Here is a 10,515-nt window from a genome sequence, read left to right on the forward strand (position 1 = left end):
TTTACGTTCTCAGACTGTGTATCGACGGAGGCCGGGAAAATATGGCGGTAAACCAGCCGTTGCCTCACCGAACTTACTGAAGCGCCAATTCGATGTCAGAGAGCCCAACAAAGTTTGGGTCACAGACATTACCTACATCCGAACATATGAAGGCTGGCTGTATTTGGCCGTGGTGCTCGATCTGTTTTCACGCCAGATCATTGGTTGGTCAATGAAGGCGCAGATGACCAGCGACGTAGCCATTGATGCACTGCTGATGGCGGTTTGGAGACGTAAGCCGAAGCAAGAGGTGATGATCCACTCGGATCAAGGCACCCAGTACAGCAGCTCAGACTGGCGAAGCTTCTTGAAAGCTAACAACCTGATAGCCAGCATGAGTCGTCGAGGTAACTGCCACGACAACGCTGTGGCGGAGAGCTTTTTCCAGTTGCTAAAGCGGGAACGGATCAAGCGTAAAATCTACACTACACGCCAGGATGCTCGGGATGATGTGTTCGATTACATCGAGATGTTTTACAACCCAAAACGACGCCATAGTTTCAACAATCAGCTGTCACCGGTAGAGTTTGAAAAGCGTTACGCAGTGAGCCTGGAGAGTGTCTAGAAAACCCGGGGCGATTCAATAAATCCAAACAAATACATCACAAAGGGAAATTTCCCACATCAGTTAATCTCATTTTCAACTAGACATTCACTTTCATGAGGGAAGAACGTCTTCTTGATCTTTTATCCTACAAATGGGGGGATCCTTTTGCGTAGGAATTTTCAATTAAATGCTCTACCAAGTGAGCATTACCCCCGATATAAAATGTATTTCCAGCATGAACATGCCGAAAAATCATCATTACAAATTATTTCATAGACGGTGGGAAAATTGATTTTTGTTTGACTGATATCAATTAGCCACCACAAAGCCGCAGCAACTGGACTGGCTTACGACACGTTGCCACGTTGTAGGATCCCACGGTGACACTCAGCGGCCAGGTATGGTGCACTGCAGTAACACTTCGATCAGTGTGAGGCGTTAGGAGTGCCACTGCCTGTGCGGTATCGCACGCAATGATCTTCCTGGAAAGGCTGCCTCTATCCGCAAAACCCACAAATGCTATCCGATTAGGTCAAACCCGTTATCTGTGGCATACAGCTTGCGGCCTCGCCTGGGAAGGGGGCTCTACGAGCTCATGAGTTACCATCCCGCTAGGTGCCAACCGATGAAAAGCAACTTTGAAACCGAAAATTGGGACTGTGCCAATGTTCATCGTGATCTCAGCATCGCCCATGCGCAGATGACCGATATCTGCGGCCCCCACCTGCTCAATGCGAATACCCCTGACCGGATCCGTTTTCAGCACAGTGGCTACAGCTTCGGCACCTTGTCGACCACCCTGGGCACTCTCGGCTATGGCACCGACGTCACTGTAGCCTGCGGCGCCGAGACCCCGCTCATCTGCTACAGCCTGACCCTACCGATCACGGGTGAACAGGAACTGGCGGTTGCGGGGCGGCGGTTGCATTCGGATCGCGATCACGCGCTCATTCTCTCGCCGTTCGAGAAGCAAGAGCTGCACATTACAGGCGACTGTCGAGAGCTACATGTAGCCCTGTCACTGTTCGGAATGCAGAGTGTGCTGGCAGAACTGCTGCAACGCCCAGTCGACCAGCCGATCATCTTTGACCCAGGAATGGACGCGGTGAACGATGGTACCGGCTCGTGGTGGCGAATGGTTCGCTACCTGATCGACGAATGTGAGCACAGCCAGTCGCTGTATGGGCATCTGCTGTTTAACCGCGACGTGGAAAGCGCATTGATCAAGGGTTTGATCCTGGCACAGCCCAGTAACTACTCAGAAGAGATGCGGCACCTGTATGCCGACAAGCCCCCGCACTACCTGCTGCGAGCCAAGGCCTTCATCCACACCAACGCCAAGGGTGACATTTGCTTGGAGGATATAGAGGCTGCTGCTAGGGTTTCACGGGGCAAATTGTTCGAGGGTTTCCGTTTTCATTTCGGCAGCACGCCGATGGCCTACTTGCGAAAATTCCGCTTGCTGGCCATTCGTCAGCAGTTATTAGAAGACCGAGCGGCGCGTAATGTGTCGCCGATCGCCATGGACTGGGGCTTCAACCATCTGGGTCGTTTCTCCAGCGACTACCGCAAACTGTTCGGTGAGGCGCCGCGCGAAACCCTGATGCGCGCCAAACGCCGTACTGATCGGGCACACTGATACAACCTGACCTGCACGCGCGAATGTGCAGGCCAGCAACACGGCCTAGGGCGCGACTGTTCCCAGGGGTTGGCTTTGCGCGACCCGCAGGAGTTGGCTGCGCAACCAGGGATCGCTCATCCCTTGATAAATCACTTTGGCCCTGACCGGGTCAGGCAACACCGATACTTCGCCGTACAGGCACGACCAACGCTGGGAATGCTCGGCCAACTCACGCTGGCTGCTTTCCCAAGCCCACAACCGCTGCGGGATTTCACGAGGGTCGTTTAGCCCTTCCATGAACACAGCCAGCGCTAGGCCATTTTGCATTGCCATCCCGCCACCCTGTCCAAGGTTAGGCGGCTGAGCGTGAGCCGCGTCGCCGATGATCGCCGCCCTGCCCGCACTCCAGCTTTTGACCTTAACGATGCTGTAGGACGACCAAGGCAATAGCGTCTCGACGCGGTCGATCAGGTGCGCCCAGGCAGGAAATGAGGTCGTCCACGCCGCTTTATCCAGCGGTACGGCACAACCAACCCGATCACCGCGCTGGCAGGTAAACGCCAAATATATCTGCGATTGCGTCAGGGGGGTGATCAACAACCGACGCTCGCCGCTCCAACATTCGATGTATTTGCCTTGACCATCGACGCCCAGCTCTTCCTGGCTACCCGGGATAATCGCGCGCAAGGCGCCTTCCCGGGTTTGCTCGTGAATCAGCTCAAGACCTAGGCTACGCCGCACTGTAGACCATACGCCGTCGGCGCCAATCAGCAGGTCCGCGCGCTCGGTAGCACCGTTGACGAAACTCAGTTCTCCATCGGCGCTGGCGCCGACAACCTCCGCAGCTGTATGGATCCGTACGCCTGCGCGGAGCGCGGCATCGCGCAGCCCTTCGAGCAAGTCACGACGAGGAACGGTGATTAAACGCACGTTTGGCGGAAAATCCCCTGCATCAATCACCTGGTTCAGATGATCACGCTGCTCCATCGCTCGCCCCTGGAACGCCCCCTCCTGAACCACTCGAGCGCCAAGTGCAGCGAGAATACGCAAGCCGTTCTCCCAGATATAGATACCCGAGCCCGAGGCCCGTAGTTCCGCTTGTCGCTCGTTCACCGCCACCTGCCAGCCTCGTTGAGCCAAGGCGGTTGCCACTGTGAGCCCACCGAAACCTGCACCGACGACCAGCGCCTTGAGAATCTTTGCCATACTAAACTCCTGCCTGTGAGCGGAGGAAATTGCGAATCGCCGAACTGACGGCGACAGGCCTTTCCAAGGTTGGAAACTGCGTGGTGCCAGTCGTAGGTGCGGCGGCATCGCCACTTTCGGTATAAGTCATGAGGGTATCGTTTACAGGTATGCTTTTCATTGCGCTGCCTGCCAGAAAAGGTTGAACACTCACCAACAATGTTAAGTGCGCCCACCTCTCCGAACTATCCACTTGAGTGAGCAATAACAGCCGCTTACTCGGCGAGCGTCAGCAACTTCGAAAACCGTGGTACCGGCTCCTTGAGTTCGTCGAGCAAATCGAACTAACGGTGCCAACCCCTTCAAAATGCTCTACAGCGATGCCCGTACCCAACCAAAAGCTAGCCAGCAGCGCGCTCTGGCAACGCGAGCTACCCGCCTGAGTCTCCGTTAGTTAGACCGTATTATTACGCAAGGTCATCCGACAGGCCCGCGACTTCCCCCCTAGCGCACCACCTAAGGATGGTCTGAAATAGCTGGATACTTTCCGGCTATCGAGCCGTCAGTACCTTTAAAAAGCACGGATAGGCCGGCGTCTTGATCATCAAGCCCGGAGATAAATCAACTGAGTACTGAGGCACTGTTAGGCCGACGTTGTCGCCTCTACATCGGAAAACAGAGATGAACAAGCTATTCGATATGATGCGGTTCATAGCTTGGGGCCTGACACCGCCGTCGCAAGCGACGTGTAGCCCAAACCAGTCAGCACGGATGCTCGACCAAAATATCAACTGACTTAACCCAAGTAGTCAAACAACTATTATGGACAATACAGTACTTAATCACCAAATGATGCCAACAGTACCAGCTTGCTCCAGTTGAGGATTACTAAAACAACAGGAGTGCACCAAGCTAGCCATGCAAAGCCTTCACTACAACTTGAGAACTTTGTTGTCTGACACTCAGCCATATAAAGGTCCAGACAAGTCACCCGCTAAGCAAAACTCAGGCATCGTCCAGAAATTGCCCACGAGTGTGCCAGCGAAATCACAGAAAATTCCATCACTTTACTTTCCAAGCAGCTTCTGTAATTTCCCCAAGCGGGCATACGGGATAGAGATCAAAGACTAAACGGATAGATCGAGCCGTTATATCGAGGTAATGATAAATATCGGCGCCCACGGTACCAGCCGACTACATGAACATATCAACGATTCCTTCTTCTTTTTCCCTCAAAGAGAATAAACATGAACATTTACGACTGGGATCACGCTTACAATAATCGTCTTGCCGTTGAAAACTCTGAACGGTGGATCGCCAGTTGGCGAACACAGGGGGCCGCCTATCAAATAGCCCAGCAGTCACATGCCGAATTTGGGATAAACTATGGCGCTGACGCTCGAGAGGTCTTGGATGTTTATTTGCCAGAAGGTTTTGCAAAGGGAACGTTGGTATTTGTTCATGGCGGCTATTGGCAGAGTTGCAGCAAGGATGATCACGCACAGTTTGCAGAAGGTGCCCGGGCACGCGGTTGGCGTGTGGTTATTGTGGACTACCCACTATGCCCACAGGTCAGTGTGAGGCAGATTGCCCAGTCAGTATGTCATGCAATCGAATTTATCGCCCTGCGCTATTTAGATGGACCTATTGTGTTAGCGGGCCACTCCGCAGGGGGGCATCTGGTGACTTTTGCCGTCAGTCGCCTTAGCCATCTATCGACACAATGTCGTGCTCGTATTCAACGGGTGCTATCAGTTAGCGGCTTACACGACCTGCGTCCTATCACCTTTACCAAAGGTCTTAATACTGCATTGGAATTAGAAGAGATCGAAGCAGAAAAATTGAGTCCGGCGCTGAGCGCGCCAGGTCACACCTTTCAACTTATTTGTGTGTGTGGCTCTGAAGAACTACCGGAGTTTCGCCGACAAAACGCTCTTCTCGCAAGCCTCTGGCTTGGCTTAGGAGGCAGTACCGAATGCTTTGAAATTCCGGGCCGACATCATTTTTCAGTTGTAGATGATTTGAAAACCCCTGGCAGCCACCTTTCACGACTCGCGACGCTGTCTGAGTACGTGGTGGACTAATCGGCTAATACATTCTGAAAAACAGGATATCCCCTTGAATGTCTAAAGTTCATCCTTGGTGTGCTTTTCTATTGACTCTGGAGATTCTTCATGAAATCGGTCTATGTTAACGATACCGTTATGACCTACTCTGAAAGCGGTGACACCAGTGCTCCTACATTGATATTGATCAGTGGCTGGGCACAAGACCATCGTTTATTCAAACGTGTTGCACCCTTATTAAGCAAAAATTTTCATGTGATTTGTCCGGACTGGCGAGGCCATGATCCAGAGCAAATAGTAAATCGTGACTTTACCTCCTACGACCTCGTGCTTGACTTACAGGCATTCATCGAAGAGAAAAAAATTGAAAGCTTTCACTTGGTTTCTACGTCTCATGGCTGCTGGGTAAATATAGACGTATGCGAAAGACTTGGGGCTGAAAAACTAGAAAAAACGATAGTAATCGATTGGCTGATGCAACCGCATCCAGATTTCTTAAATCAATTATCAATTGGACAAGATCTAGAAAATTTTGCAAGTAGCCGTCAAAGTTTTTTTGATGAATGGGCTATGTCTACTGATAACGTCGATATACTCAATCATCTACAGAACGAAATGCCTTGGTTCCATGATGATATGTGGATTCGTGCCTGTCGAGAAATTGAAAAAAACTACTTAAAATGGGAAAGTCCTCTACAACGCATGCAAGCTTTGGCCGAAAAACCACAGATTTGCCATATTTACTCTCAGCCACTGTTAAGCGGATACCACGAACTGCAACAGCGTTTCGCAGCTGATCATTCCTGGTTTCATCCTCATCACATACCAGGGAAGACGCATTTCCCGACGTTAGAAAACCCACAGGCCGTTGTTACGGCAATTCAGGACTTCCTTCGCTGACCACTTGTTTATTGCAAGCGGCCCACGTAGCCCAGCTTTCAGGGAATCCGTAGGCCGCTTTAAACTGTTACTGAGTGATCAATAGTTAAGACAATATTTCTCTCTCAATTTTTACTCAAGGCGTCTATTTTGTGCTTGAGTGTACAACTGGGAACCTCATTAAATAGTTTACGATACTCAGAGGAAAACCTCCCAAGATGACCAACCCCCCAGTTCATAGCAATAGTTGTGATGTCGAGACTTGTAGTATCTGATAAAATCTCTCGACGAATCGAAAACAATCGAAATTTTTTCAAATAGGCCATGGGAGAAGAATTTAAGTATTGTTTGAAATCACCAAATAATTTAGCTCGTGAGACACCTGCGATTTTTTCTATATCCTTCAAGTAAATCCTTTCGCGAGCATGGTCATGTATGAAGGCACGAACCCGTACTATGTAGCGCGGTAACTCGGCGTTTCGTTGACGCAGCAACTCCTCCGAGTAATTATTTGCATGAGACAATAACAACCCATTAATTAGCATCATCTCCAAGGGCCGGCTAAAAGCGACGTGCTGATAGATTTGGCTGCAATGCCTTACCTCATCAAAAACGTGACGAACCATACGCCACCATGATCCCGAGGCTCCATTTTCTGCGTCCATCCGAGGGAAAAACCGAACCGGCTCACTTACTTTTCGAAGTAATATATTCTCCAGAGCACACATTACAGTTAAATGCGGAATGGCCACATGCAACTGTCGACAATTTTCAGCCAAGGTTAGCTGCTGTCGTTCAAAAGGCGTGAGCACTATTGCCCATTGACGATTAGAGTAAAATTTTTCTTTATGGAGGATCAGCTCCTGCTCACCGCTTATCGGCAACTTAAACTATAACAAATAAGTGCTTCTTCGCTGATAGACACATCAACCTCAGTGCCATAGCACAGCTCACCAACAATCGTCGCGCCACGATGTGTTAATTTGTGGTAGGCATGATCGAAACATACTTTCTCAGGGAATTTCGCACTTAATTGATGTGGTCCACAAATATCAGTCATCCATGATTGAGCACCTACAAAATCATGATGCGTAATGGCCAGGCTCGGTTGTGTATCGGTGGGCGTTACATTGATCATGGTGAAGCTCTTGATAGAGAGAGTTTTATTAATCATGCCCCGCGGCACAAAATGCAAAAACACCCATCAGTCGACCTAAAACTATTCGCACATAGAAAACCAATAGGTTAAGAGCTGCGCGCTATTTCTGCATGTCGAGCAAGAGATCGGGAAGTTTTAATTGCTCGCCTGAAATCTCAGCATAAAACACGCTGATTTCGTACGGAATGAAGACGCTATTATCCCAATCCGGGTGTAATGCCTTGAGCTTAGGAGAAAGCATTTCTATCGTCTGTTCCTGAGTTTTTCCAGCACGAACAGCTGCACTGACTTGGTCACGAACGTTGACCAAATAATCACGTACTTGCTTAATCAGGTTCGCATCGCCAAGCGCTCCGTGCCCAGGTACCGAAATTGCTGGTTTTAGAGCTAAGACGTCATCCAATACCTTTATCCACTGCTCGCCGTTAGAGTCCCTATCCGGCATGATTGGGTAAAATCGATTTTCAACCAGATCTCCGAGAAAGACTACCCCATCGACATATACTACCTGATCACCTTGGGTATGCGCCGGCATCTCCAGCAATTGGACCTGCTTATCACCAAGGTCAAGCGTCATGCTTTTTTCATAGATCACACTCGGTCTACCAATAACTGTATCTTTCAGTGCCTGCTTTTCCACAGCACCAAAATTGCGGAACATTGCCAAGTAAGGCTGGCCTTTCTCGGCGATTTCTTGTGCCTGCTTACGGTTTACAACGAAGATGGCGTCTTTAAACTCAGAAACACCAAAAGAATGCTCTGGGTGGAAATGTGTTGTCGTGACATAGATTTTACGAGGACCTGCGATAGTTTTGGCGTAGGTAAAAACCTTATCCCCATTTTCTTTGCCCAGCCCTGTGTCAATGACAAGGATCGCGTCTTTTCCCTCAATGATTCCAATGTTCGGAACATAATTGATACGATTATCGGGTATGACGGTAATCCCGTCGGCGACTTTTTGTGCCTGAGCGACGTTGATGATAGGTGGGTCATGAGGCAAATTGAATGCGCTGGTGCTGGTTTGCGCCCAGGCACCGCCAGAAGAAATCAGTAAGCTGGCCATCAAAATAAAAACAGGCGTTTTTGAGTACACCGCAACCTCCGCTACATGGAAAACGAGCTGAATCTAGCTCAGGGTATCCGTGTTTAGGGACCGGGCAAGCGTCCGGGACTCAGTCAAAAAGAGCATTGCAGCCAGGCCCGATCTGAATGCACGTGGCACAACACTTACACCCTGATACGAGTTAGGATATTCACAAAATTTTATCTTCAAGTCAAGACATCGAGGTGAGTTTGAACCATCTGCCTGACTCAGTGGACGAGATTCTCGACCAATGGAAGCGTGAGCGCCCAGATTTACAGGTCGACATCATGGGGCCAATCGGTCGCTTGCAACGTTGCGCAGCATTGCTACAAAGCCGGCTCGAAAACGCATTCCAGGCATTTCAAATCACCATGCCGGAGTTTGACGTGTTGGCGGCGCTTAGACGCTCGGGTTCGCCCTATTGCCTTAGCCCCACAGCCATTTTTTCAACGCTGATGATTACGTCTGGCACCATGACGTATCGCTTGAAACGGCTAGAGAAAGCGGGATGGGTGATTCGTCTTCCCGATCCACAAGATGCGCGGAGCATGCTTGCGCAACTGACTGACCTAGGACTCGAACTCATCGACCGAGCAGTGGAGGCTCATATCGAAAATGAACAAGAGATTTTGAAGCTGCTAGATGCATCTGCAGTGAAAGTGTTGAATACCCAACTAGCTGAACTGTTGATAGGTCTCGAAAAAAGGAAATGAGTGAAATACAGCGCGAGATCTCAAAACCGATCGTCACACCGCTCTAAACCTACGTTATTAAATCCTTCTTCAAGCGCGAGCCTGCATACGTCCGGGCGCTCTACCTTTTTGCACCACTACACACCGCTGCGGTGCCAGAGAACTCCTGTTAACGCACTCCCCCCGAAGAGCATTAGGCTTTCCTTCAGAAGAGGACGCCGGCCCGATGCGAGCCGGCAAAAGTTGGCCGTTCATTTTATGCTGCTGGCTTGAGTACGACCTTCGTCCAGCCATCGTCACGTGCGTCGAAGTGCTTATAGGCATCTGGGCCCTCGGCGAGCTTGAGGCGATGAGAAATGATCTGAGAAGGTTTTGCGCGACCATGATGGATGAGCTCGGCCAAGCGACGGTTGTAAACTTTGACGTTAGCCTGCCCAGTTCGAATCTGCGTAACCGTCCGGCCAAGTCACCTACCGAACTCCAGCATTAAGTGCGATGGTGTCCGCGTATTTTTAAGCGGACGCGATCGCCCTTATCGCCAGGATTTCCATGCGCCAACAAAGCTCTTATCCCAAACCATTCAAAGCCCAGGTCGTCCAGGAATGCCTGCAACCCGGAGCGACGATTTCCAGTGTAGCCATCCATCACGGCATCGACGCCAACGTGATCCGCAAGTGGCTACCGATTTATCGGGATCGACCAGTCGCAACCTTGCCTGCTTTCGTTCCCGTAAAACCGGCGCCAAGGCGTGCAACAGAAGAGACGGTTATCATCTCGCTGCCTCTGGGGTGATAAATCCATCACCGTAAAGTGGCCAACCTCGGATCCGGATGGTTGTGCGCGCTTTATTAGTGGCCTGGCCCAATGATTCGCGTCGATGCTATCTGGCTCGCCACCGAACCCATGGACATGCGCGCTGGCACCGAGACGGCACTGGCCCGAGTGGTCGCGGTGTTCGGTGCGGCGAAGCCGCACTGCGCTTACCTCTTTGCCAACCGCATGAAAGTCCTGGTGCACGACGGCGTCGGTATCTGGCTGGCGGCACGGCGTTTGAACCAAGGAAAATTTCATTGGCCCGGCATCCATGGTGGGTCGCAGATCGAACTCGACCCTGAACAACTACAGGCGCTGGTACTGGGATTACCCTGGCAACGAGTCGGTGCCGGCGGCGCAATTACATTGCTTTAAATGGTGCCTTTTAGCTGAAGCAGTCGGGCTGCTTTGTTAAAATCCACACCATGAC

The 10,515-nt window shown here is 50.7% G+C and carries 11 protein-coding genes and 1 pseudogene; 7 read left to right on the top strand and 5 right to left on the bottom strand.

Annotation, left to right across the window (positions count from 1 at the left end):
* Both FEM54_RS13965 and FEM54_RS13970 read left to right on the top strand, forming a co-directional pair.
* The coding region (locus FEM54_RS13965; RefSeq protein WP_138451448.1) for an IS3 family transposase at positions 1–604 on the top strand (604 nt) is incomplete at its 5' end.
* A gap of 607 nt (positions 605–1,211) precedes the next feature.
* Positions 1,212–2,225, top strand: a complete 1,014-nt coding sequence (locus tag FEM54_RS13970; protein WP_205894403.1) for an AraC family transcriptional regulator — start codon at positions 1,212–1,214, stop codon at positions 2,223–2,225.
* Positions 2,226–2,270: 45 nt separating this feature from the next.
* On the opposite strand, the gene FEM54_RS13975 is transcribed toward FEM54_RS13970, so the two are convergent.
* Entirely contained in the window at positions 2,271–3,413 is a 1,143-nt protein-coding gene (locus FEM54_RS13975) for an FAD-dependent oxidoreductase (RefSeq protein ID WP_138451450.1), read from the bottom strand.
* Positions 3,414–4,639: 1,226 nt separating this feature from the next.
* Here FEM54_RS13975 and FEM54_RS13980 point away from each other — a divergent pair.
* Positions 4,640–5,476: an alpha/beta hydrolase gene (locus tag FEM54_RS13980; RefSeq protein ID WP_138451453.1), complete on the top strand. Its 837-nt coding sequence runs from the start codon at positions 4,640–4,642 to the stop codon at positions 5,474–5,476.
* Between the two features lie 90 nt (positions 5,477–5,566).
* Positions 5,567–6,358: an alpha/beta fold hydrolase gene (locus FEM54_RS13985; protein WP_138451455.1), complete on the top strand. Its 792-nt coding sequence runs from the start codon at positions 5,567–5,569 to the stop codon at positions 6,356–6,358.
* A gap of 104 nt (positions 6,359–6,462) precedes the next feature.
* On the opposite strand, the gene FEM54_RS13990 is transcribed toward FEM54_RS13985, so the two are convergent.
* The 3 genes from FEM54_RS13990 to FEM54_RS14000 all read right to left on the bottom strand — a co-directional run bounded on the left by FEM54_RS13990 (position 6,463) and on the right by FEM54_RS14000 (position 8,589).
* The gene (locus FEM54_RS13990) at positions 6,463–7,221 is read right to left on the bottom strand and encodes an AraC family transcriptional regulator (protein ID WP_138451457.1); all 759 of its coding nucleotides are present in this window, start codon (positions 7,219–7,221) and stop codon (positions 6,463–6,465) included.
* A complete protein-coding gene (locus FEM54_RS13995) occupies positions 7,212–7,475 on the bottom strand; it encodes a hypothetical protein (protein ID WP_138451458.1) in 264 nt (87 codons plus the stop codon). Before FEM54_RS13995 ends, FEM54_RS13990 begins: the two co-directional genes overlap by 10 nt.
* A gap of 121 nt (positions 7,476–7,596) precedes the next feature.
* Positions 7,597–8,589 carry an MBL fold metallo-hydrolase gene (locus FEM54_RS14000; RefSeq protein ID WP_138451460.1) on the bottom strand — a complete coding sequence of 331 codons (993 nt, stop codon included), beginning with the start codon at positions 8,587–8,589 and terminating at the stop codon, positions 7,597–7,599.
* 200 nt (positions 8,590–8,789) lie between these two features.
* Here FEM54_RS14000 and FEM54_RS14005 point away from each other — a divergent pair, with 200 nt between their 5' ends.
* Positions 8,790–9,293: a MarR family winged helix-turn-helix transcriptional regulator gene (locus FEM54_RS14005; RefSeq protein WP_240792745.1), complete on the top strand. Its 504-nt coding sequence runs from the start codon at positions 8,790–8,792 to the stop codon at positions 9,291–9,293.
* Between the two features lie 235 nt (positions 9,294–9,528).
* On the opposite strand, the pseudogene FEM54_RS14010 reads toward FEM54_RS14005, so the two are convergent.
* Positions 9,529–9,720, bottom strand: a pseudogene (locus FEM54_RS14010) (aldehyde dehydrogenase); the annotation flags it as partial.
* 101 nt (positions 9,721–9,821) lie between these two features.
* Here FEM54_RS14010 and FEM54_RS14015 point away from each other — a divergent pair.
* Entirely contained in the window at positions 9,822–10,064 is a 243-nt protein-coding gene (locus FEM54_RS14015) for a transposase (protein WP_138451462.1), read from the top strand.
* Positions 10,065–10,136: 72 nt separating this feature from the next.
* Positions 10,137–10,460, top strand: coding sequence for an IS66 family insertion sequence element accessory protein TnpB (gene tnpB, locus FEM54_RS14020; RefSeq protein ID WP_138451464.1), 324 nt, complete (start codon positions 10,137–10,139; stop codon positions 10,458–10,460).
* Positions 10,461–10,515 lie beyond the last annotated feature (55 nt).

It is taken from the genome of Pseudomonas edaphica, from assembly GCF_005863185.1.
GTDB lineage: Bacteria > Pseudomonadota > Gammaproteobacteria > Pseudomonadales > Pseudomonadaceae > Aquipseudomonas > Aquipseudomonas edaphica.